Genomic DNA, 21,708 nt, shown 5'->3' with positions numbered 1-21,708 from the left:
AGGTTAACGGAACGACTCTGTAAAATTATGTAATAATTTGTCGCGAAAAGTACTAGTAATTGGAAAATAAATCCTTTGTATGACTGCTAATCTACTAACCCGTGACTTTTGATTAGCCATTTTTTTCTTTACATTTATTTTTCCTAGATTGTAAAACTTATGGCACGGTACATAACTACTTGTTTTTGTAATATAAAATAAGGCGCCGTAAAATTGAGGACTCAGTCCCTTTTTTCGTATTAAAAAGAAACTAGATTACTTCCAATATTTTCATTGTGATTTTATGATGGCAGTGATTCAGGAAGCTTTACGAATTCATTAGTGAGACATTGTTCCTTTATTAGATGCAGGTCTTATGTCGGAAAAAACGTTATATCTACCTATTAAAAAAATAGTAATCGAATATTCTAAGTATGATCGTTTGTAAAAATAATTGAATTTCGGACTCTATCTAGTGTCGTTTTTTGACAAGGTTCATCTCGTAAATCAATTGAAAACAACAAAAAACCTCCCTCTAACGAGGAAGGTTAAAAACTATTCTGGCCGTTCTAGCGAAAAAGTCTCTCCAAGCTTTACGTAATTCGATCCTGCTAATCTGCCAACTGGCCTTAACTTATCAGCATCTATTCTTCCATCCTGATAGAGTTCATCTGAGATATGATAATGAACAACTCTTCCGATTAACAGATCAGTGGATGGTTTGTCTGGTGTACCTCCAAGAGGAATGATCTGTTCAACTACACATTCCATGCGTATTTTCGATTCAGCGATGCCTGGAACATCCACCTTTACCGATTGAGCCTTCGTCAAATTAGCAAGTTCAACCTCGCTTTGATCTGGCTCAAGGTTAGCAGCGGTTAGGTTTACAGCTTCTATATACGTTTCGTCTGGAATGTGAACGACGAATTCTCCTAGCTCTTCTGCATTCCGGGACGTATCCTTTTGAATACCATCCTTCCTCCCAATGGAGATGGCGATTAAAGGAGGATTGGAAGTTAATGCATTAAAATAGCTAAATGGAGCAGCGTTAAGCACTCCTTCTGATGAAAGGGTCGTAACGAACGCAATCGGTCTAGGAATAATGCTTCCGGTTAGAAACTTATAATTCTCTTTTATCGATAAATCTTGAGGATCGATGGACTTCAAGAATCTTCACCCACTTTACTCAGTTTTTTGTATGATGAGCATATATTCTTATGAATGAATTAATCGTAACAATTATCGATCTGAATGATCTATTTGTCTTAGGATGTGACTTAACTTTAACAACAATGACTTATAGCAAGTGTTTGTTAAACCATTCAGCCGCTTCTTCTACTTCAGCTCTTGATAACTGATGCCCCATGTTATCCCATTTCAGATGTACTTTTGCCCCAGCATTGTTCAACAGGTGCTCTAACTCTTCAGTTTCTTGAGGTGAACAGATTGGATCGTTTTTTCCCGCACCGATAAATACAGGAAGTCCGTTTAGCTTCGGAAGCTCAATTCCGCGTCTAGGTACCATCGGATGATGAAGGATGGCTCCTTTTAATGAATTTTCATAGTGGAAAATTAAACTTCCTGCAATGTTAGCGCCGTTCGAATAGCCGACAGCTACTACTTGATCACGGTTAAATTCATACTTTTTTGCTGCTTCTTCGATAAACTCATAAAGCTCTTTTGTACGAAAGATTAAGTCTTCTTCATCAAAGACTCCCTCTGCTAGCCGGCGGAAAAATCTCGGCATACCGTTTTCAGAAACATTTCCTCGAACGCTCAATACGGATGATTCTGGTGAGATCATTTCTGCTAAGGAAAGTAAGTCGTTCTCATTTCCTCCAGTACCGTGTAATAACAAGAGTACAGGCTTGTTTACATCTGTGCCTTTTTTAAATAGATGGATCATCGGATATCCTCCTTTAAAATTCTTGCTTCAGCGGGTTGTAGATGATTCTCAATCTGTTCTCGGTGAGGCTCAAGCCATGGTGGAAGTAATAGTTTCTTTCCTAACTCTTCTTCTGATTCATCACGTGTAAACCCTGGTGGGTCAGTTGCGATTTCAAAAAGTATTCCGCCTTCTTCACGGAAATAAATAGCGTTAAAATATTGTCTATCAATGATTTCTGTTACTTGAAATTCCCTTTGTTTCACATGTTGCTGCCATTGTTCATGTTCTTCATAAGAAGAAGCTCGCCAGGCGATATGGTGAACCGTTCCTACTCCACTCACTCCTCTTGCTTCAGGAGATAGTTTGATATCAATTACATTTCCAATATCACTTTTTGCGTGAAACCTGATGTAATCTCCGTCTTGCCCCACTTTTACTAACCCCATCACTTCTGTAAGGACTCGTTCTGTCTCCTGTGGAGCCGCTGAAAGTAGTACCGCTCCTCCAAAGCCTTTAATTGCATGTTGAGCAGTAACCTCGCCAAATGACCATTCACTATTCTTACCTTCTTGTCTTGCTACAATTTCTAGACGCAATCCATGAGGATCGTGGAATTCTAGATATTCTTCTTGAAAGCGGACAGTCTTTTTATACTCTACGGAGAATTTCACAAGCCTTTCTTCCCAAAAAGGTAAAGAACCTTCTGGTACAACAAAGGATGTAGTTCCAACCTGACCTGAACCTACTCTTCCCCTATAAGCATCCGGCCAAGGAAAAAACGTCATGATCGTTCCCGGGCTTCCTCCTTCGTCACCAAAATAAAGGTGATACGTTCCTGGGTCATCAAAGTTTACAGTTTTTTTTACAAGTCTAAGCCCCAGAACACCAGCATAAAAATCTACATTTTCTTGAGGATTACCAACAATCGCAGTTATATGGTGAATTCCATCTGTATGCATCGTCATATTCAAAACATCCTTTCAATATCATGTAACTTATTTTTTGTAAGTTAAGTATATAATTCATCACTTACTTTTGTCAAGTAACTATATTGTTTTGTTTTAAATAATCTAAAATATGTTTGATGACTATTTACTCCTACTCATTATGTACGTACAACCGTTTACTTAAGCTTATACCCTTAATAATTGAGTGATACAACATTCCTAAGGTTTATTCTCGAATATCTAAGAAATAAAAAAACCACGTAGAATCTGTAGATTCCACGTGGACGAAATGTGAATTTTTGTATTTGTTTGGGGTCAGACCCCTTCTTAAAAGTCGAAGTTGTCTGGGTCTGGACCGATGCGACGATCTTCATTTAACGCATCAATTTTCGCCATATCTTCTAGAGATAATTCAAAATCAAAGATATCTGCATTCTCTACGATACGGTGTTGTTTTACAGATTTCGGAATCGTTACAACGCCGTTTTGAACATCCCAACGAAGGATGATTTGTGCTACAGATTTTCCGTGCTTCTTCGCTAGTTCCACCAATGATGGCTCATTTAGCAACTCACCTTGCATTAGCGGGCTCCATGCTTCCAGTTGGATGTTGTTATCTTTACAGAATAAGAGAAGCTCTTTTTGTGCCAAACGCGGATGGTATTCTACCTGGTTGACCATCGGTTTGATCTCACAAACTGCCAAGATGTCTTCTAGGTGGTGAACTTGGAAGTTCGACACACCGATCGCTTTTACTTTTCCATCCTTATAAAGCTTTTCGAGTGCACGCCACGTTTCTTTGTACTTTCCTTTTACCGGCCAGTGAACCAAATATAGATCAAGATATTCAAGACCAAGCTTGTTCATACTCTCTTCAAAAGCGGCAAGTGTTGACTCATAGCCTTGGTCAGCGTTCCAAACTTTTGTTGTGATGAACAATTCTTCGCGAGGAACACCCGCTTCTTTTATAGCTTGTCCAACACCTTCTTCATTTTTGTAGATAGCTGCTGTATCAATGCTCTTATATCCCGCTTCGATTGCCCATTTAACAGAATCGATTACTTCTTGTCCATCTTCAACTTTAAATACACCAAGTCCAAACCATGGCATCTCAACTCCATTGTGTAAGACAGTCGTATCTTGCAATGATTTAATTGTTGTCATCTGTTTAATAGCCTCCCATTTTAAAGCCAAATTTTGTTCCCTAAAAAGATATTGTCACATTCTGCTGTAGAAAGGAAACATTTCGACTTTTAGAAGGTATTTAAATCCTTCTATGGAAGTAGTATCCAACACAATTTAAAAATGGGGTGTTGATGTGAAGGACAATCTGATTCAATTTAAGACTAAAAGCGAATCATCTAAATCTATGCCTGAACAAGAATTTACCCTGATTCAGGAGATACGTGAACTTTTATCAGAGTTTCACTGTAATTATCCTTTGGTAACAAAAAAAGCGATCCTACTTCGTATCGATCAACTAACAGATGAACTCATCTTCAATAAACGATAATTAGAATGAAAATTGTCTTTGATACACATTTAGCAAAACATCTAACTCTTGACTGCATTTTACCGTTTCATTGCTGGTTAATCCATTGCGATCAGCAACCTCTACCAGCTTCTCTTTTTTTTCTTTAATACATTCCATGAGAAGAGAGTTATTCCATTCTTTTTTCTCCACGAAAATCCGCTCCTCTTGTGTCATTTTTATACCTCTCGCTTATTATGACTGCTTTTCTTATTCTTGAAAATAGATTCACCAAAAGAAGAAGTAATCTTACAAAAGCGGACATTTTTTTACATGACGTATCGTCAGAAAGACCCATAATTTCAACCAATATGTTTCAAGATTCAGCCGCATTCGCGTACTTTCTTAGCCGTAAAACTAGCAATTCCACTATTAATGCAGTGTTCTTAAAGGCTTTAAAACAAAGAAAAAAGGATGGGCGACTCCCATCCTTTTAACCTTTTTTATCATTGTAGTAGTTGACAGAGTACATAGCCCCTTCTTCAACCATCTTGTTGTCATCAACATCCATTGGATCAGGGTGGCCTGCTTTATTGATAGGTAGTTGCGTACGATCAATGTGATGAGGGCGAACTCTGCGTTTCATATCTTTAAATTTCATTTTTGTTTTAATACGGTTTGGTTTGAAGGAGAGCCATACTAACGCTCCTGTACCTAGACCAATCAAGGCCCATGATTGTGTTTTCAATAATTTACTCGTTGTTTTCATTTGAGTTTGAGTTTGAGTTGTAGTTTGCATGAATAACGCCTCCTTGCTTACATTTACCCCATTTCCACACAATCGTAACATCACAATTTCTTTTCAATTATTACATCTGCCTATTTCCTCAAAATCTAATCATTTGTCCATACACGCTTTCTGGAGTTTACATATAATGTATCGAAGTCGAAAGTACACTTTTAAGGAGGAGTTTTTAGAATGTATGCAAATTCACCGGTAAATGCTTCACTTGCAAACGCACCAGTATATGGTGGCGGATATGGTTATTGTGGTGGCGGAGGTTATGGCAAGAGTTTTGCGATCATAGTAGTTCTATTTGTCCTTCTCATAATTGTTGGCTGTTCGTGGGCATATAAAGGCAAAGACTGCTAATTTTATGTGCAGCATAAAGAGGTGCGGGTATGAAATCCGCACCTCTTTTTTTTGTATAAATGGTTTTGTTGTTTTCTTTAGATGTAACGTCCTTACAAAATCAATGAGTCTAGTGCTAATCCATTGCCCCATGAATGCGAATAAATCACCTGAGAATCAAGGTGTTTTACAAGATAGAACACATATAAACAGGAGTCGCAGCATATCTTTTTAATGATTACTCCTTTTTAGAGGAATAGGGCCCTGTTCATCTCTTTTGCGGGAATAACACGAAATGTGTGAGCAGCAGAAAGGTGGACAAGAAAATTGACACAGCATAATAAAAGGGAAATTGAGATGCTTGAGCAAAAAGCGCGCGAAGAGCACAAAGAGGCTGAACAAGCACGGTCGGTAGTTGTAGATGTCTATATTAAAAAGAAATTTCATGATAGCCGATCAACTGTTAAACCTAAAAATAACAAATAAAAAAAGCAGTCGAATGGCTGCTTTTTTTTAATTTATCTTACATATTTTTATGATAATGAACCTGTTCCTAAACTGCGTAATGCATCAACTGCACCCCTGCTATCCTCTCCAGTTGCAGAAACGCAACAGACCCCTTGCATGCCATTTAAAAGACTCATACTAAGGTGGCTTTTTGCATTGATTCTTAACGTATTGCATTCAAAAAAGATCTGGCATTGTTCAAACTCATTCGCTTTAACCACCATCTCATGAATCCAAGTAGGTCTGATTTTTTCTTGTACCATAAAGTAAGTTTTCATTGTATGACCCTCTTTCAGTCCTCTTCATTTTTTATTTTACTAGCGAAATGTAAAGAGCGTTTTAACTCCATGTTAGAGTTTTATTGCTTATGCATTCAATTTATGAAGAAACTGAAAAATAATGGTATGAAAAAAGAACTAAATTGCAACATTATGAGTATGACTTAAAAAGGAGTAAAAATTATGGCCTATTACATAGCATGCGATTATGATGAACCCGATCGCCAAAGTTACAGAGGAATCGTGATCATTGATACACTAACAAACGAGGTAGCACACCGTTTCTTTTCGGGAGACTTTAATCAAGATTTTCAAGAATACAGAAGCTGGCTAGAGGATACAGAACCTTTTTACTTTGAAGGTGACAGTTTATTAAATTTCGTTGGGGATTTGCATGATCCTGCTTTAAACGAAGACGATGAATATTATCACTAGCAATTGTTTTACCTCAAAAAAAGCAAGTAAAAACACCATTCATGAGAAATTGGATGGTGTTTTTTCAAATATATCTAGTCTTTATTCGTAGAATCAATAATTCGGATGGGATTCCCTGTTGCATCTCGATAGATCGCATACCTTCCTGGAGGAATTGTACAAGGTAATTTAACAAAATTCAGCTTTCCCTCATGTTCATGATAGAAGTCATCTACACTATCTACTAAAAACACTCCGCCTGGTCCTAGATCATGCTCATCTTCTTCTATCATCAGCTGCACTTCACAATCTTTCATCGACATCCCTAGTACTTGATTACCTTCACGCCAGGCTTCAGTCATGCCTAGCCCTTCATAATATTGCTGTGACTCTTGTAAATCTTTTACTGGGTGAAACAAAAACGCGAGCTTCATACCACTACCCCCTCGTAAAAAATTCGTGATCATTTGCTAGATTTATATTCATTTTTAATTTTATGTATTCGTTAAATTCCCTCTCTTCTTCTTCATTTCCTGCTCATTTTTGTAAAAAAGGTTTATTTTATAAGGCGGTTTTCGTATACATTGTTGCTCTTTAAAAGAAGTTGTTTTCCGCTGAAACGCTCGCTTCCATGTGACGTGTGGTGTGCCTCATGCAAACTTTACTCCATTAGAAGTCTCTTAGAAAACAACCATCCATAAAGAGCAAAATAAAAGACTGATCCATCTACACTTAATGTGTAGTATGAACTCAGTCTTATAAAACTTAATACGGATACGGTGGATATGGATATGGCGGATAGACAGGATAGATTGGGTACGGTCGTGGTGCTAGCGCTAGACCGGCGATGGTTCCTAGTGTTAGTCCTACTAATGCAGGTGCAAAAAAGAAGCGGTTGCTGCTCTCGTCCTGACCTTCTGAACTATACGGTAAAATATACGCTTTACTCTCATCTACGTGCTTAAGAACACCATGATATCTTGTGCCACAATGACAATCAATATATACCGATCTGCCTAAATAACTACGGCACAGGTGATATGTTTGGTATGACAATGGGGTAAACCTCCCAGCTTGTTTTTGCCTTCTCTACACCATATGTCCAACCTGTTATTTTGACAGAGACAAGAGTCTACCATTTTTTATTTTTCTACTTTTGGCTGCAAAACGAGATGCTGATCCTTCGGCCATTTTTTCTGATCTAGAACGGTTTCGTGATACTTTCCTGTTGCCCAATCTTCAACCTGATCCTCATACCAAGGGCTCAGCACATGACCAGATTGACCTGGCCCTACCACATGAAACGCTCTCGATGTATCAGACATATCAATCACCATTCGCCAAGCTCCCCCGTGAGTAATGCTACCCGTTTCACGGTCCCAGCCAGCTACACCGACTGACACTCTACTTCCGCCCATACTTTGAGTACCAGGATTAAACAATAGATGTAATGGTTTAATCGCAGCAAGTGGATGTTCAAATGTTAACGTATGAAAGTTTCCCCATTCCCACTTTGATGGATCTTCACCAAATTTTTCTGATAGAAAAGTTATCATCGATTCAAAAGAGTGTTGGGTAACTTTTTCTAACCCGCCATTTTCTCTAATCCATGGACCTGGATCCCCAGAGTTCGCCTTTCTTATCAGTTCGTCCACCACTTGTTCTCTGCCATCAAACATCTTCAGCATCTCTTCACTGATCTCTTCCTTAAACAACTCATCACTAAAATGACTCATCCAGATATGGAAGATTAATGGAGCAGCACTTTTCTTACTATCAACATTGTTCCATTTTTTCAGAAGTGAGATGACTTCCTTTTCCTTATCGTTCAATGGTTTTTTCATAACCTGTTGCATCAAAATAGGCAGCATTTCTTCTGCTTGCTTGTTTTTTTGATCGAATTGCAAGGATTGCATGTCTGTTGCCGTAAGCTTTTCTTTCCCTTCAAGAACTTCTACGATTCGTTGTTGTCTATAAGGTTGAGCAAATGTATCCGAAATATGATAAGGATAGGAATCAGCAGTAACTTTATTGTTCGCAGTCGCTATATATCCTTTTTCAGGATTAACACTTGTTGGCAGTTCATTCCATGGGATGTAGCCTTCCCATTCATATTGATCTGTCCATCCTGGAACAGGAAGTGACGTATACTCTTGTTTGCGAATAGGGATCAACCCGTTTGCTTTGTATGCAATCGTTCCATCTGTACTAGCAAAAACAAAATTCTGCGCAGGGGTATGAAACGATTGGAGCGCTTTTTCGAACTGATTCCAGTTTTTAGAGCGGTTCATCATAATGACAGCCTCGAGCTCTTTTGAAGGTTGAAGAGCTGTCCACTTTAATGAAAGGGCTGTACCTGGTTTATCGTGATGTGCAAACTCTGAAATAACAGGTCCGTGTCTCGTGATAACAACTTCATGATCCACATCTACTTTATCCTTTACTTTAATTCTCTCTTTAACGACATCAGCTTTTTCCCAGTTTGCCAAGTATTGAAATTCATATGGATTCTTTGGATTTCTTTTTTCTACATATAGTTCTTGAACATCTGGACCAACGTTCGTAACACCCCATGCGATCGTCTTGTTATTGCCCACAATGATACCAGGTATTCCTGCAAATATAACACCAGAAACTTCATAATCTGGAGCTTTTAGATGGGCCTGATACCATATAGAAGGCGTACCTAGTGAAAGGTGAGGATCGTTGGCAAGAAGCGGCTTACCAGATTTCGTCTTCTTGCCCGCAACTACCCAATTGTTACTTCCATTATGATAGTTTGGTATAACGGATCCTGCGAAACTTTTCTCAAAATCAATACCTTCTGTTTGCAGATCTTCTAATATGGATGGTGCGTCTTTCGGATATCCTGGAAATAAATCCAGAGCTTTTTCTTTTGAGAACGTTTCTGTTAAATAATATCGAAACGCTTGTCCTTCCCAATGTCCCCCAAGATCGAAAGCCATATATTTACCGATTACGAGCGAATCAACCGGGGTCCATTTCTCTGGCTCATACCCAACGAGCAAAAATTCAATAGGTAGCGTGTTATTTTTCTTCGCTTGGTCCATATAAGCGTTCACACCATCTGCGTACCATGAAAGATATTGTTTCATTTCTTTAGAATACTCACCATAAGAGGCTTCCGCTGCTCTTCTCAAACCAAGTGTTCTAAAAAACTTATCACGAGTCAGTGTCTTTTCCCCAATAACCTCACTGAGCATTCCTGATGCTTGTCTTCTGCTTAAATCCATTTGAAACATCCTGTCCTGAGCCGTTACAAATCCTTGAGCCATAAATAGGTCTTTCATCGAATTTGCTTCAATATGGGGAACCCCATCTCTATCTCTGTAAACATCTACCGTTGCATGGAGTCCGGTTAGCGGTATTGTCCCATTTATTACGGGCTTACTTTTTTGAAGCAAAAAATAGGCAGTACCTGCTGCCGCTACAAGAATCACGACTATAGCAATTCCGATGATAACTAAACTTTTCTTCCATGATAATCGTTTAACAGACTTTTTTTTCTGAAGCGTACTCTCCACCTATAGACCCCCTGCCACTACAATCTTCCTAATTACATTCTATAATATGACGGATTTCCCCTGTAAAAATTTGATAAAAGTAAATGTATTGAAAAACCTCAATACTTTTCGCCTAATTTCTCTATTTAAAGACAGGATTTTCAGGAAAATGTCGAATACCTCAACAAGCAGTCTATGACATAAATGAAAAGGAGAATTAAGATGGCTAAAATTGTAGTGGATTTCCAGCTTAGTCATGGTGAGGAAAGAATTACAGAAGGAAACATCGTGATTTTAAATATTTATCCCAGCAAAGCCAATCTCCACAAACAAGTAAAGGAGCTGATCGCCGATCAATTCAATTGCTCTGCTACGATCATCTCCATTAAACAAATAAGAATGAATGCATAATTTAATATTAATCGTACAGAATGTGGCTCAACGCTTGCTCCACAGAAAGCGGTCGCATGGAATGGAAATTAACTACTGCCCAAATTACAAAAAACCTTTAGATAAGAAAAAATCAATAAAAAAAGAGGTGCTTCTCTGAAGGAAGCACCTCTATATGTATAGGGGACTTTATTATCTCATCGATTTCTAAATCTCGTAAGTTCCATTAGACGTATACCGCTGGGCCTATGTTCAACCCTTTAATCGGTAAATTAGCCGGTGGTTGGACAAGTTATCTTGCTTTTGTCATGCTAAAAATACATTTTAATTATATTTTCAATCTCATCATCCTTCATTCGACCTGCAATTCCAGGGGTTTGAGCAAAATATTTTACCGCTTCACCGCAAGATAGACCTATCTGACTAAGCCCTTTTGCAATCGTAATGAGATAAGTGGCTGGTGGTGGATTCAAATCCTGTTCATGCATATCAAGGTTGCAAGTGAAAGTAACCATGGGATATCCTTGATCCTCACCTAGATAGACCATTCGACTATACCATCCTTGACCAAAGTGGATATGTCCTTTTTTGATAACCTCCTCCAAATCAGCTTCTATCTCATCACAGCTGTTTTCTTGAGCTGTAACATCTAAAAATTGCTCAACAGTGACCAAATATTTTCTACCATACGTCTCATATGCTTCGTTTTTTTCATGTCCGATAAAAGCAACTCCACCTTCTCCCCATTTTGTTCGCTCTCTTGCAAAGTAAAGGGGATATGGCAGAACTGCTTTACCGTTCTTCAGAGGCATTGCTGGATTTCTGCAGCCTCTCTCCCGTTGAGTAGAACCTTCTGGCTGATCGCCAAGTATATAACATAAAAAACGATGCTCCATTAGATTAGATCCATAACTTACATACCAAACATAAGATGTGTCCAACGATTAATCCTCCTTAAAATTTTCCTTGAATAATAGTCATGAAGAATATCATTTTTTTATACATTGATATACACAAGGGGATGAAAAGAATGAAAAAAAAATGCTTGCTTTACGTTCTGTGTCTGTTTATATTTCTTTTCGCGATATTCCTGGCTACACCTGTTATCTAGATGTATTTATAATTGATTTTTTTATAGGTCTTTTAGTCCACCCCGGCAAAAATTAAATATGAATTCGTTTTCTGCTCCAAAATAATATTGGTAAAATAATCCTATTTACCTAAATAAAGTAATTAGAAATAGTCTTTCCGATTCTTGTTTCATTTTATAAATCAGGATAAAATGGTAAATACACAATACTTTTCCTTCTCTAGTTTCTGTACGAGTCTTGCTCCTAATTTGTAAGGAGGGATGGGGATGACAGTATTTGAAGCGATGTCGCTCATGATTGGTTTTTCAATGCTTGTTCTTACCATAATCCGCTCCAAAGATAATTCATAAAGACAGAGAGTTTTGTTTCTTATCATTCTGCCATGCAGAGGCATGGCTTATTTTTTCGGATAAATTTATTTAAATGCTCAAAAGACCCTATTTATCAATAGTAAAACAAAAACCTTGCTGGAGATAGTCTCCAAGCAAGGTTTTTAGTTTTAGCTGTTGCTTCGAACCTTCTTTATAGCAACCCTTGACTAGCCTTACGCTTTTTTCACAACAATCTGTCCTTCAGAAACATTTACTGTTAGCTTTCCTACATTCTCATCATCTAAGAGAACATCTGCAATTTTATCTTCAATGTGTTCTTGAATGATACGACGAAGTGGTCTTGCTCCGAAAGCCGGGTGATAACCTAGTTTAGCAAGTTTTTGTTTAGCTGCAGAAGTTACTGAGATCGAGATGTTTTGTTCTTCAAGTTGAACAGAAAGCTCTTCCAGCATCAAATCAACAATCTTCACAAGGTGATCTTCTTTTAAAGACTGGAATTGTACGATGCTATCAAAACGGTTAAGAAACTCTGGTTTGAAATAGCCGCCTAATGAGTCTAAAATCTGCGTCTCTTTTTCAACCTCTTCTGTATTAAAACCAAGTTTCTTTGTCTGTTTTACAGCTGAACCCGCATTACTTGTCATGATGATCACAGTATCTTTAAAACTTACTGTACGGCCTTGGCTGTCAGTCAGTCTACCGTCTTCCATGATCTGAAGAAACATGTGCTGTACGTCTGGATGAGCTTTTTCGATCTCATCAAGCAGCAAGATGCTGTATGGCTTACGGCGGATTTGTTCTGTCAATTGTCCAGCCTCTTCATGACCCACATATCCTGGAGGAGAACCGATCAACTTGGATACGGCATGCTTTTCCATGTATTCACTCATGTCGAGACGAATCATGCTTTCTTCATCACCAAAGATTTCTTTAGCTAATGTTTTCGTTAATTCTGTTTTACCTACACCCGTTGGTCCTACAAATAAGAAGGAACCGATCGGACGTTTTTTCGCTTTTATTCCTGCGCGACTTCTGCGGATTGCTTTTGCTACCTTTTCCACCGCTTCATCTTGTCCGATTACTTGAGCTGAAAGTTTTGCAGCAAGCTCTTTCATTTTAGACTGTTCATCACTTTGTAGTTTACGAACTGGAATTCCTGTTTTCTGTTCAACGATAAGTTGGATGTCTTCTACTTGAACAATCGCTGCCTTTTTATCTTCTTCTTGTGTTTTAAGTTTCTCATCGAGTAATAATTCTTCTTGTCGAAGCTTAGCTGCGAGTTCATAGTTTTCATCTGCTGCAGCTTTTTCTTTTTCTTTAACGAGTTCCTCTAGGCGCTCTTCAATAGATGATTTTTCGATCGTAATATGTTGAAGATTGCTCTTTGAACCTGCTTCATCCATAAGATCGATTGCTTTATCTGGCAAAAATCTGTCTTGAATATAACGATGCGATAAAGTAACACAAGCTTTTAAAGCTTCTTCTGTAAATTTAACTTGGTGATAATCTTCATACCGAGTCGCAAGTCCTTTAAGAATTTCAAACGCTTCATCCGTAGTTGGTTCGTTAACGATAACAGGCTGGAAGCGTCGTTCTAGGGCTGCATCTTTTTCGATCTGGCGGTATTCTTTAAGGGTTGTAGCACCAACCATCTGCAGTTCACCGCGAGCGAGTGCTGGCTTTAAAATGTTTCCTGCGTCCATTGATCCTTCAGCAGAGCCTGCTCCTACAATCTGATGAACCTCGTCCACAAAGAGAATTACGTTCTTGCGTTTTTGAAGTTCGGCAATGAGTTGTTTCATTCTTTCTTCAAACTGCCCTCTTACACCAGTATCTGCAACGAGTGAAGCAACATCTAACAAGTAGACTTCTTTGTTCAGAAGCTTTGCCGGAACATTGCCTTCTACAATTTTAGTAGCTAAGCCTTCAGCTATTGCAGTTTTACCTACACCTGGCTCCCCTATTAACACCGGGTTATTTTTTGTACGGCGATTCAATATTTCAATGACACGACGCACCTCTTGATCACGCCCGATGACCGGATCGATGATTCCTGCCTTTGCCGCATCTGTTAAGTTACGGCCAAATTTATCTAAGAAGCCTCCGCCTCGTTTTCCGTTTTGAGTTTGTTGATGCTGATGACTATTAGCTTGGTCTGCAAATGCTTGACCATTCATCATCTGTTGAAAAATATCATCGAAAGAAGAAAAATTCATGTTCATTCCCCCTCCAGTAGTCATTTCTTGTTTTACTTTATGGTAACAATTAGAGCAGAGCACAAATTGTTTCTTTTCCTTATTCATAGAGATACTCATTTGAATCGTAGCAGGATTAACTTCACATTGTTCACAACGCATACTTGTAACCCCCTATTAAGATTTTTTTTTGAAAATTTGTATAAAGTATTTGCGATTATAACGGTATGCATTTCGTTACGCAACTTATATGATTAAGGTGCCTTGGTCAGATTATTAAAAGTTTGACTTTGACTTTCTTTGACCTTTCGCCTTTAATCATATTATACTTTGACCTTTTTTGACTTTCAAGTATTTTGTTTGACTGTTAAAAATAACAAAAAGAGATGAGCTCTTAACTCATCTCTTCCCCAAATTAGTTCCAATTAAAAGTGATTTTTTGTCTGTAATCTTCTGTTTCCCCGGTTGGAGTCAACCATACTTCAAGTGTATGAGACCCTGGCTCAAGGTTGTTCACTAAAATATCCTGCTTAAATACATCTCCTTGTTTCAATTTTAATGAAGTAAGAACCTGCATGAACATATGGTTTTTAGAGTATTGGTAAACAATTTTATCACTCTTGTCTTTAATCACATAATCAAATTTTTGACTAGATGAAAATTGGAACACCTTTTCTTTTTCTGTTTGATTTTTTAATTCATATCGAAATAATATACCTTTTGCGTTCTGCTGTTCTTGAACCTTAATCGTGCCTTCCATGTTCCCAGCAACGATGCCGTTCTGACCATCTTGTCCAGATCGCTCTTCTTTGCCATCCTTAGGACTTTGTTGGTTCTTAGTGTCTTCTTTACCATCACCTATCACCGGTTGCTCTCTCCCCTCGGATTGGTTTTGGCTGTCGTTGTTTCCACAGCCTGTAGCGACTATCGAAATACATAATATGATCAGTATAACATGCCATTTGTTTATCCTACATTTTATCATCGTTCTTCACCTCACTTGTTAGTTTGGGCATATATACGTAATTTCATGTTAAAAAAGGATTTTTAGCTTCGTTCATGTAAAATAGAAGTTAACTCATACGTATAAGGAGTGTGTTTCTTTGGAAATGACAAAGTCAGACCTTTTGCTTGAAATGCAGAAAATAACTTCTGAAAAACGTGCCACACAAAATGAAACGATCCTTTGGCAGCATAGCCATGATGAATCTTATCACCACCCTGTTTCTCCTGATGTAGTTGTATACCCTAATTCATCCGATGAAATTTCTTCTATATTAAAATTCGCAAATGAAAACAAAATCCCTGTCGTGCCTTACGGAGCCGGTTCCAGTCTTGAAGGTCACTGTATACCCATAAAAGGTGGCATCTCTCTTAACTTTCAAGAAATGAATGAAGTACTGGAGATTCGTCCAGATGATTTTTTAGTAAAAGTACAACCTGGCGTTACACGTACTCAGCTTAACCTAGCCTTAAAAAAATTCGGTTTGTTCTTTCCAGTCGATCCTGGAGCAGATGCTACGATCGGTGGGATGGCAGCTACGAATGCAAGCGGAACAACAAGCGTAAAATATGGAATCATGCGCGACCAAGTCAGAAATCTTCAAGTAGTACTAGCTGATGGAAAAGTCATCCAAACTGGCGGAATGGCTGCTAAATCGTCAGCCGGCTATCACTTGACCTCCATGTTTGTAGGCTCAGAAGGTACTCTCGGGGTTTTTACTGAGATTACATTAAAAGTATACGGCATTCCTGAATCCGTTCTTGCAGCAAGGTGCACATTTCCATCTGTTCAAACGGCAGTTGAAGCAGCAAGTGCGGTTCTTGGCTCTGGCACCGGAATCGCGAGGATGGAGTTAGTCGATGAACGTTCGATCGTCCAAGTGAACCACAATAGTGATACGGCGTATACGGAAGCACCTACCTTATTTCTAGAGTTTCAAGGCAATCCAGCAAGTGTTACATATGAAGCAGCACTAACTAAGGAGTTGCTTGAGAGCTTTGGAGGTCTAGAATGGGTAGAGGAACGTGATTCAAAAGCTCGTGCCAAGCTTTGGGAAGCCCGACACCATTTAGCTTATGCATTTAAACATGGCTATCCTGGAAAATCAATGATGTTCACGGATGTTTGCCTTCCACTCTCTGAATTATCTGGAGCAATCGTACATGCGAGAAAAACGATGGATGAGGTGGGTGTTCCAGGTGCAGTGCTCGGTCATGTAGGGGATGGAAATTTTCATGCCATTTTGATGTATGATAGCTCGATTATAGAAGAGCGCGAAAAAGCAGATACGGTGAACACTCGTATAGTGGACTATGCTCTTCAAAAAGGCGGTACTTGTACAGGAGAGCACGGTATTGGAATCGGAAAAGCAAAATATTTGGCTAAAGAACATGCTGACACACTTCCCATCATGTTAGCTATAAAAAAACAATTGGATCCAAACGACATTTTAAACCCAGGTAAGATCATAATATAGAAATGAAACGATAGGCTTGTATGATTCGTAAATAGAGTTATCACAAACCAAGGAGGCGTTTTTCATGATCGTCGTTACCACTGAGAATATAAAAGGCTATGATGTGAAGGAAGTAAAAGGTTCTGCTTTTGGAGTTGTCGTACGTGCTCGTGGAATCGGAGGCGACATTATGGCAGGACTGCGAGGCATAATGGGCGGAGAGATCAAAGAGTATACGAGCATGCTTGAAGATGCCCGTAAGCAAGCAGTTGACCGTATGGTTAAGAATGCTACGGAGATGGGTGGCAACGCAATCATCATGATGCGCTTTGATTCTGGTGAGATGGGCAATAATATGAGCGAGATTGTTGCTTATGGAACAGTTGTTGTCATTGAAAAACAATGAATATCATAAACATCCTTATCGGCTGGCAGGTTCTGTCTATCCTCTTCTTAATTGTCTTAGGCATCATCTCTTGGCTTTATTTTGATAAACGATACAAAAAAAGTGAAACAAAAGTGCCCTCAGGCTATATTTGGACAGATGAGATATCTATCGATCCTACTTCAGGAAAAAGAGAACGCGTCTATTATAATCCAGATACGGGTGATCGGTTTTATAAAGAAGAGTAAATTATTTTGTATAATAAGCAGCACTTTTTGAAGAGCTGCTTTTTTGTTTGGCCTTTTTATTTATAGTAGAAGAATATTATGAAATTTACAGTACGTGGTTTTATATTCTGTTACACGTTCGCCGCTAAATCACCTACTACCAACTGAAAATCATGATTGATCACCGGTAAATGCTCTATGACCACCTGGAGGTTACTGCTTTTCACCTAAAACTACTCTCTTACCACCGATAAAGCACTCCTACACCTTTTTAGATCACGCACTTTACCTTAAAAATAATCATTCTTCAGCCAAAACTTGATTTCAAACAAAAAAGCCACCCATTTTAGCTGGATGGCTTCACTTTCCGTCAAATTTTACACTTTAAATTTATTTATAGCTTCATTCATCTCTTCAGCCAGCTGTGAAAGTGCATTTGATGAAGACGAGATCTCCTCCATGCTTGCTAGCTGTTCTTCTGCAGAAGCAGAAACTTCTTGCGTGGACGAAGCTGCTGTTTCTGCCATCGAAGAGATCACATCGATCGAGCCAACGACATGTTCTGTACTAGCTGTCATCTGCTCTGTTGCGGCTGAGATATCGCTTACTTGATTAGAAACCTCTGCAACTGTTTCGTACAGACTTTTAAAGGCTTCTCCTGATTGATAGACGAGTTCCCTACCGTCATTTACTTCTATCGCACCGTTATTCATTGCGGTAACAGCTTTTTCAGTAAGTTCCTGAATGCTAGTAATCAGTTGACCAATCTGAGATGCAGACGCTGAAGATTGCTCTGCTAACTTTCGAACTTCATCTGCAACTACTGCAAAACCTCTGCCTTGTTCTCCTGCACGTGCTGCCTCGATCGCTGCATTCAGTGCTAGCAAGTTGGTCTGACCTGCAATATCCGTGATCACGTCAACAATATTTGTAATTTCCTGAGACTGTTCACCAAGATCCTTTACAACTTGAGAAGTGCTGTCCATAGAAGTATGAATTGCATCCATTTGGCCGATCGTTTTTTGAATCGTATCATTGCCACCTTCTGCTACATGCATAGAACGAGATGATGCTTCAGACATGTTCTGCATACTAACTGCAATCTGTTGAATGCCTGCAGAAAGCTGGTTCATGGCTTCAACAATATCGTCTACTGTTCGAACTTGTTCTTGAGATCCACCTGCCACTTCACCAATCGTTGTTGCGATTTGTTCTGTTGCCATACTCGTTTGCTCAGCCGAAGCCGTTAATTCTTCAGAAGATGCTGCCACTTGTTCTGCTGTGGCTCTTACTTGTCTAATTAAGGTTGCAAGGTTTGTTCCCATATGGTTGATGCCATCCGCGAGCATACCAATCTCATCTTTATTTTTTACCGAGATCGGATCCATGGTCAGATCACCGTCTGCAATATCATTTAGCATCTTGGACATTCTCACCACAGGTCTAGAGATCATGAGCGAAATCGTGTAACCGATTACAATTGCAGACACAACAATAACGATTCCTAAAATTGTGATGAGAGAGACAACAAACTTCTCTTCGTCTGCAACGACTACCCTGCCCTCAGCCATTAGATTTGCTTGCCTCTTACCCATCTCTTCTGTAACAGCTCGCATTTCTCTGCCTAGTGGAAAAAGAGTGCTTTTCGCATATTCATTTGCAGCTTCCATGTTACTCATTGAATTTTGCAGAACGCGGTCTGATTCAGTTTTGTAATCATTGTTTAGATAATAAATCTTCTCAAGTCTATCTTTATCTGCTTTAACTTTAACCAGTTTCATCGTGTCATTTACGAGTGTATTAATCCTTTGATTTGCGTCGGTCAACTTTTGTTTGCTTTCAGTCGATTGCTCGAGCAAGTACTCGCGAACACTATTATTTTGCACGGTCGCTTGAAGTTCAATCTCTTTAGCATTGTTATAGATTACCGTTCTTCTGTCTAATAGTTCACTATATGTATGTTGCATATCTTTTAAAAAGTAAAAGAAAACACCGCAAGTTGCAGCAAAAAGTACGGCAATCGTTAAAAAAGATCCTACTAGCTTTTTTCTCAACGTCAGTTTCATACGTCACCTCTTATAAATTTCTGTTTCTAAAAATAACAGGACAATTTAGCACAATGATTAGGTGATCATCCTGCTTAGAGACTCCTTGTATTAACGAGTCCTCTTTTGAACGAAAACTTCCTGGTGATTGTATGGAATCTACTTCGATATCAATAACATCGGTTGCAGCTTCAGTTAAAAGTCCTAAAAAACTTTCTTCGTTCTGCAAAATAACGATTCTAGTTTGATCTATGATTTCAGTCTTTCCTTTGCCGATCAGCTGTCCAAAATCAATGATCGGAATAACTTTCCCTCTTAAATGAATGATTCCTAATACATCTGAAGGCATCTCTGGCATAGGTGTTATTTCCAGAACGCGCTCAATTGAAGCCACGTGTTCAATCGACAGCCCATATTGTTCAACACCAGCTGTAATTACAACAATCTTTAAAGTTTGAGTGCTAAGTGACATCTCACTTGCTCCTTTTCTAGGTATTTCTTCATTAAACTATAGACATAAGTCCTCTTCTTTTTATCGGTTAAGAATTTCAAATGTTTTAGTCTCAAAATGATAATAAAACTACTAGTCATTTATAGAGTTTCTTAACTTATCTACCATCAATAAAAAAACACCTGAGCAAATTTCTGCTCAGGTGTTTTTCTTACTTATCTTTTTAATTCTACATTCTCTACCGTATTTGGTGGAATGGTTACTTGCACCTCTACGAACTGTTTCGAACCATATAATTGTGTTTCAACTACTTTACCAACAGAAGGCGTGTAGGTGCCTTGTTTCATATAGAATGGGATATTAACGGTCAAAGATTTATTTAAACGATTCGTAATTGTAGCTGTTTGGGTAACTTGAGATCCATCGTTTGGCAGTTGAAACTTATTTTCAAATGAAACAACTCCAGCTGACGTATTCCCATTTTGATAAACCGGCATGGATCGATCTGGACCTTCATATACGTATGAACTAAATTTATTATCAGCTGCATTCTTCTCAAACAAACGATAGCCTACCCATGGTTTAGCTGATAATTCAATAGAAGCAGTCGTGGAATACAAAATACCGTCTTGCTCTGTAATGTTATCGATGTGCGTATGTCCATGCAAAGATATATTAACGTTGTTCTGCTTCATTATATCAATCAGTTCATGAGATCCTTCACCATGCCATTGCTGATCGTATTTAATACCGAGCGCCTCACCTTTTATGAGTGTTGTTAAATGCTGAGGATCATGCTTAGCATCGTATTCTTTCCAATACTCGTTTACATGCGGATCTGTTGACGGCCATATGTCACGATCACGCCATAATGGATTATGGTGAGAAAATAATCCCCTTACTTGTTCAGGTTGTGCACTGGATTTGTTATCTGCTAAATCTTTTTTAATCCACTCCATCTGCTCATCACGTATTTGTCCACCCCAAGTTGGAACAGATACGGATCCGTGGCCTTGTCTATCAAACTTGTGCCAATCAAAAGAGTTGTATCCGATCATGTGAGCATATGGTCCATAATCAAATGAGAAATACTGGGGACCGAAATATTGTTCCCAATACTTAGCACCATCAGTTAGTGTAGCATCTTGTGCATAATAATCATGGTTCCCTGGGACGATATACACAGGAACATCAAACTGCTTCAGCATGCGGTATGTTTCTTCATATTCATAGATATATTCTTTCGGATTCATCTGACCATACATTAAATCACCAGTCATCACCACAAAATCTGGTTTTAACAAATTCACTTGTTTAATCGTTTTTTGGAGATATAACCAACGTTTCGTTCGATCTGGGTGCCACAATCCAGCTTCAGTAATATTAGCAGGGTCTGCAATATTACGTGGAGAGCCAACATGAATATCCGTTAGATGCATAAACTTAAATTCTTTCTTGAACTCTTTAACTACCTTTACCGAGTTTGGTTCATCATCTGTAATACGCGTTCCATTCCCAGTATAAGAAACTTGCAGATCAAATAACTCTTCTGGAACCTCATCTGGAATTTGTACCGTAACTTCATAAATAGAAGAGCTGTCCTTCCAATAAGAAGATCCTTTTTGCACATTTTTTACAGGAAGAGTAAATGTTCCATCAATATTCGCTGCTTCAGTTGGATTTAAAGAAACTTCCCATCCTGCAGGTTCTTTATCTTTAGTATCCACCTTAATCGTCAGATCTGATCCGTTCTTTTTTATTGCCGGAGTTGACATAAGTGGATAAATAACATTATCTACTTTTGGATCTAGTGCCAAATTAGGTACATGATCCAAATAATTTTCAGTGTTTCCAATCCCACCATCTTGTTTGTCTATACCAGACAAGAAGGCATGTGCTTGGCCAGCAGGTATCGTTAAAGCACCCGAAATAACAAGTGCTGTTAGCTTCGTTCTCCAATTCATGTGTAACTCTCCCTTCAAAATAACTTGCA

25 protein-coding genes are annotated in these 21,708 nt (G+C 38.6%); 9 read left to right on the top strand and 16 right to left on the bottom strand.

Features of this window, described 5'->3' with window-relative positions; genetic code table 11:
* Positions 1-534: 534 nt before the first annotated feature.
* From I5J82_RS01495 to I5J82_RS01480, 4 genes are all read right to left on the bottom strand, one after another.
* Positions 535-1,146 (bottom strand): flavin reductase family protein, encoded by a 612-nt coding sequence (locus tag I5J82_RS01495; protein WP_198766349.1) that lies wholly within the window; start codon positions 1,144-1,146, stop codon positions 535-537.
* Positions 1,147-1,276: 130 nt separating this feature from the next.
* Positions 1,277-1,885, bottom strand: a complete 609-nt coding sequence (locus tag I5J82_RS01490; protein ID WP_198766348.1) for an alpha/beta hydrolase — start codon at positions 1,883-1,885, stop codon at positions 1,277-1,279.
* Entirely contained in the window at positions 1,882-2,832 is a 951-nt protein-coding gene (locus I5J82_RS01485) for a ring-cleaving dioxygenase (protein WP_198766347.1), read from the bottom strand. Before I5J82_RS01485 ends, I5J82_RS01490 begins: the two co-directional genes overlap by 4 nt.
* A gap of 309 nt (positions 2,833-3,141) precedes the next feature.
* Positions 3,142-3,978: an aldo/keto reductase gene (locus tag I5J82_RS01480; RefSeq protein WP_198766346.1), complete on the bottom strand. Its 837-nt coding sequence runs from the start codon at positions 3,976-3,978 to the stop codon at positions 3,142-3,144.
* 154 nt (positions 3,979-4,132) lie between these two features.
* Between I5J82_RS01480 and I5J82_RS01475 the strand changes: the two genes are divergently transcribed.
* Positions 4,133-4,327, top strand: a complete 195-nt coding sequence (locus I5J82_RS01475) for a hypothetical protein (protein WP_137790405.1) — start codon at positions 4,133-4,135, stop codon at positions 4,325-4,327.
* On the opposite strand, the gene I5J82_RS01470 is transcribed toward I5J82_RS01475, so the two are convergent.
* Both I5J82_RS01470 and I5J82_RS01465 read right to left on the bottom strand, forming a co-directional pair.
* The gene (locus tag I5J82_RS01470) at positions 4,328-4,498 is read right to left on the bottom strand and encodes an aspartyl-phosphate phosphatase Spo0E family protein (protein WP_370568694.1); all 171 of its coding nucleotides are present in this window, start codon (positions 4,496-4,498) and stop codon (positions 4,328-4,330) included. It abuts the gene before it with no gap.
* Between the two features lie 280 nt (positions 4,499-4,778).
* Complete coding sequence (locus I5J82_RS01465) at positions 4,779-5,084, bottom strand: hypothetical protein (protein WP_198766345.1); 306 nt, start codon at positions 5,082-5,084, stop codon at positions 4,779-4,781.
* A 180-nt stretch (positions 5,085-5,264) separates the two neighbouring features.
* Here I5J82_RS01465 and I5J82_RS01460 point away from each other — a divergent pair, with 180 nt between their 5' ends.
* On the top strand, positions 5,265-5,438 hold the full coding sequence (locus I5J82_RS01460; protein ID WP_082861284.1) for a YjcZ family sporulation protein: 174 nt from the start codon (positions 5,265-5,267) through the stop codon (positions 5,436-5,438).
* A 306-nt stretch (positions 5,439-5,744) separates the two neighbouring features.
* Positions 5,745-5,903, top strand: coding sequence for a hypothetical protein (locus I5J82_RS01455; protein ID WP_198766344.1), 159 nt, complete (start codon positions 5,745-5,747; stop codon positions 5,901-5,903).
* Positions 5,904-5,950: 47 nt separating this feature from the next.
* Here I5J82_RS01455 and I5J82_RS01450 read toward each other — a convergent pair whose 3' ends face one another.
* Entirely contained in the window at positions 5,951-6,202 is a 252-nt protein-coding gene (locus I5J82_RS01450) for an HPr family phosphocarrier protein (protein ID WP_137790407.1), read from the bottom strand.
* 183 nt (positions 6,203-6,385) lie between these two features.
* Here I5J82_RS01450 and I5J82_RS01445 point away from each other — a divergent pair, with 183 nt between their 5' ends.
* A complete protein-coding gene (locus I5J82_RS01445) occupies positions 6,386-6,637 on the top strand; it encodes a hypothetical protein (RefSeq protein WP_198766343.1) in 252 nt (83 codons plus the stop codon).
* Positions 6,638-6,711: 74 nt separating this feature from the next.
* Here the strand turns inward: I5J82_RS01445 and I5J82_RS01440 are convergent, their stop codons facing one another.
* From I5J82_RS01440 to I5J82_RS01430, 3 genes are all read right to left on the bottom strand, one after another.
* Positions 6,712-7,050 (bottom strand): VOC family protein, encoded by a 339-nt coding sequence (locus tag I5J82_RS01440; protein WP_198766342.1) that lies wholly within the window; start codon positions 7,048-7,050, stop codon positions 6,712-6,714.
* A 331-nt stretch (positions 7,051-7,381) separates the two neighbouring features.
* Positions 7,382-7,672, bottom strand: a complete 291-nt coding sequence (locus I5J82_RS01435; protein ID WP_137790410.1) for a hypothetical protein — start codon at positions 7,670-7,672, stop codon at positions 7,382-7,384.
* 86 nt (positions 7,673-7,758) lie between these two features.
* Positions 7,759-10,161 carry a penicillin acylase family protein gene (locus I5J82_RS01430; RefSeq protein WP_198766341.1) on the bottom strand — a complete coding sequence of 801 codons (2,403 nt, stop codon included), beginning with the start codon at positions 10,159-10,161 and terminating at the stop codon, positions 7,759-7,761.
* Positions 10,162-10,362: 201 nt separating this feature from the next.
* Between I5J82_RS01430 and I5J82_RS01425 the strand changes: the two genes are divergently transcribed.
* On the top strand, positions 10,363-10,551 hold the full coding sequence (locus I5J82_RS01425) for a hypothetical protein (RefSeq protein WP_198766340.1): 189 nt from the start codon (positions 10,363-10,365) through the stop codon (positions 10,549-10,551).
* 290 nt (positions 10,552-10,841) lie between these two features.
* Here I5J82_RS01425 and I5J82_RS01420 read toward each other — a convergent pair whose 3' ends face one another.
* The gene (locus I5J82_RS01420) at positions 10,842-11,471 is read right to left on the bottom strand and encodes a hypothetical protein (protein WP_233096375.1); all 630 of its coding nucleotides are present in this window, start codon (positions 11,469-11,471) and stop codon (positions 10,842-10,844) included.
* 410 nt (positions 11,472-11,881) lie between these two features.
* Here I5J82_RS01420 and I5J82_RS20235 point away from each other — a divergent pair, with 410 nt between their 5' ends.
* The gene (locus I5J82_RS20235) at positions 11,882-11,971 is read left to right on the top strand and encodes a putative holin-like toxin (RefSeq protein ID WP_229754327.1); all 90 of its coding nucleotides are present in this window, start codon (positions 11,882-11,884) and stop codon (positions 11,969-11,971) included.
* A 194-nt stretch (positions 11,972-12,165) separates the two neighbouring features.
* Here the strand turns inward: I5J82_RS20235 and I5J82_RS01410 are convergent, their stop codons facing one another.
* Entirely contained in the window at positions 12,166-14,310 is a 2,145-nt protein-coding gene (locus I5J82_RS01410) for an ATP-dependent Clp protease ATP-binding subunit (protein WP_198766338.1), read from the bottom strand.
* A 253-nt stretch (positions 14,311-14,563) separates the two neighbouring features.
* Positions 14,564-15,013: a BsuPI-related putative proteinase inhibitor gene (locus I5J82_RS01405; RefSeq protein ID WP_198766337.1), complete on the bottom strand. Its 450-nt coding sequence runs from the start codon at positions 15,011-15,013 to the stop codon at positions 14,564-14,566.
* Between the two features lie 244 nt (positions 15,014-15,257).
* Between I5J82_RS01405 and I5J82_RS01400 the strand changes: the two genes are divergently transcribed.
* From I5J82_RS01400 to I5J82_RS01390, 3 genes are all read left to right on the top strand, one after another.
* A complete protein-coding gene (locus tag I5J82_RS01400) occupies positions 15,258-16,628 on the top strand; it encodes an FAD-binding oxidoreductase (RefSeq protein ID WP_198768871.1) in 1,371 nt (456 codons plus the stop codon).
* Between the two features lie 64 nt (positions 16,629-16,692).
* The gene (locus tag I5J82_RS01395; RefSeq protein WP_066391660.1) at positions 16,693-17,013 is read left to right on the top strand and encodes a YbjQ family protein; all 321 of its coding nucleotides are present in this window, start codon (positions 16,693-16,695) and stop codon (positions 17,011-17,013) included.
* Positions 17,010-17,240 (top strand): hypothetical protein, encoded by a 231-nt coding sequence (locus I5J82_RS01390; protein ID WP_233096374.1) that lies wholly within the window; start codon positions 17,010-17,012, stop codon positions 17,238-17,240. The genes I5J82_RS01395 and I5J82_RS01390 overlap by 4 nt, the downstream gene beginning before the upstream one ends.
* Positions 17,241-17,596: 356 nt before the next feature.
* Here I5J82_RS01390 and I5J82_RS01385 read toward each other — a convergent pair whose 3' ends face one another.
* The 3 genes from I5J82_RS01385 to I5J82_RS01375 form a co-directional block, all read right to left on the bottom strand.
* Complete coding sequence (locus I5J82_RS01385; RefSeq protein WP_198766336.1) at positions 17,597-19,285, bottom strand: methyl-accepting chemotaxis protein; 1,689 nt, start codon at positions 19,283-19,285, stop codon at positions 17,597-17,599.
* A gap of 10 nt (positions 19,286-19,295) precedes the next feature.
* Complete coding sequence (locus tag I5J82_RS01380; RefSeq protein WP_198766335.1) at positions 19,296-19,736, bottom strand: chemotaxis protein CheW; 441 nt, start codon at positions 19,734-19,736, stop codon at positions 19,296-19,298.
* Positions 19,737-19,930: 194 nt separating this feature from the next.
* Entirely contained in the window at positions 19,931-21,679 is a 1,749-nt protein-coding gene (locus tag I5J82_RS01375; RefSeq protein ID WP_198766334.1) for a metallophosphoesterase family protein, read from the bottom strand.
* Positions 21,680-21,708: the final 29 nt, after the last annotated feature.

It is taken from the genome of Fictibacillus halophilus, assembly GCF_016401385.1.
In the GTDB taxonomy this organism is placed as follows: Bacteria; Bacillota; Bacilli; order Bacillales; family Fictibacillaceae; genus Fictibacillus; species Fictibacillus halophilus.
The sequence above is the reverse complement of the archived record's forward strand: the minus strand, read 5'-3'. Positions and strand labels throughout refer to the sequence as shown.

Coding starts and splice junctions, on each gene's coding strand:
- I5J82_RS01445 (WP_198766343.1), top strand. CDS start 6,386: ATGGCCTATTACATAGCATGCGATTATGATGAACCCGATCGCCAAAGT.
- I5J82_RS01395 (WP_066391660.1), top strand. CDS start 16,693: ATGATCGTCGTTACCACTGAGAATATAAAAGGCTATGATGTGAAGGAA.
- I5J82_RS01375 (WP_198766334.1), bottom strand. CDS start 21,679: ATGAATTGGAGAACGAAGCTAACAGCACTTGTTATTTCGGGTGCTTTA.
- I5J82_RS01385 (WP_198766336.1), bottom strand. CDS start 19,285: ATGAAACTGACGTTGAGAAAAAAGCTAGTAGGATCTTTTTTAACGATT.
- I5J82_RS01450 (WP_137790407.1), bottom strand. CDS start 6,202: ATGAAAACTTACTTTATGGTACAAGAAAAAATCAGACCTACTTGGATT.
- I5J82_RS01380 (WP_198766335.1), bottom strand. CDS start 19,736: ATGTCACTTAGCACTCAAACTTTAAAGATTGTTGTAATTACAGCTGGT.
- I5J82_RS20235 (WP_229754327.1), top strand. CDS start 11,882: ATGGGGATGACAGTATTTGAAGCGATGTCGCTCATGATTGGTTTTTCA.
- I5J82_RS01460 (WP_082861284.1), top strand. CDS start 5,265: ATGTATGCAAATTCACCGGTAAATGCTTCACTTGCAAACGCACCAGTA.
- I5J82_RS01485 (WP_198766347.1), bottom strand. CDS start 2,832: ATGACGATGCATACAGATGGAATTCACCATATAACTGCGATTGTTGGT.
- I5J82_RS01465 (WP_198766345.1), bottom strand. CDS start 5,084: ATGCAAACTACAACTCAAACTCAAACTCAAATGAAAACAACGAGTAAA.
- I5J82_RS01480 (WP_198766346.1), bottom strand. CDS start 3,978: ATGACAACAATTAAATCATTGCAAGATACGACTGTCTTACACAATGGA.
- I5J82_RS01425 (WP_198766340.1), top strand. CDS start 10,363: ATGGCTAAAATTGTAGTGGATTTCCAGCTTAGTCATGGTGAGGAAAGA.
- I5J82_RS01410 (WP_198766338.1), bottom strand. CDS start 14,310: ATGCGTTGTGAACAATGTGAAGTTAATCCTGCTACGATTCAAATGAGT.
- I5J82_RS01390 (WP_233096374.1), top strand. CDS start 17,010: ATGAATATCATAAACATCCTTATCGGCTGGCAGGTTCTGTCTATCCTC.
- I5J82_RS01400 (WP_198768871.1), top strand. CDS start 15,258: ATGACAAAGTCAGACCTTTTGCTTGAAATGCAGAAAATAACTTCTGAA.
- I5J82_RS01490 (WP_198766348.1), bottom strand. CDS start 1,885: ATGATCCATCTATTTAAAAAAGGCACAGATGTAAACAAGCCTGTACTC.
- I5J82_RS01440 (WP_198766342.1), bottom strand. CDS start 7,050: ATGAAGCTCGCGTTTTTGTTTCACCCAGTAAAAGATTTACAAGAGTCA.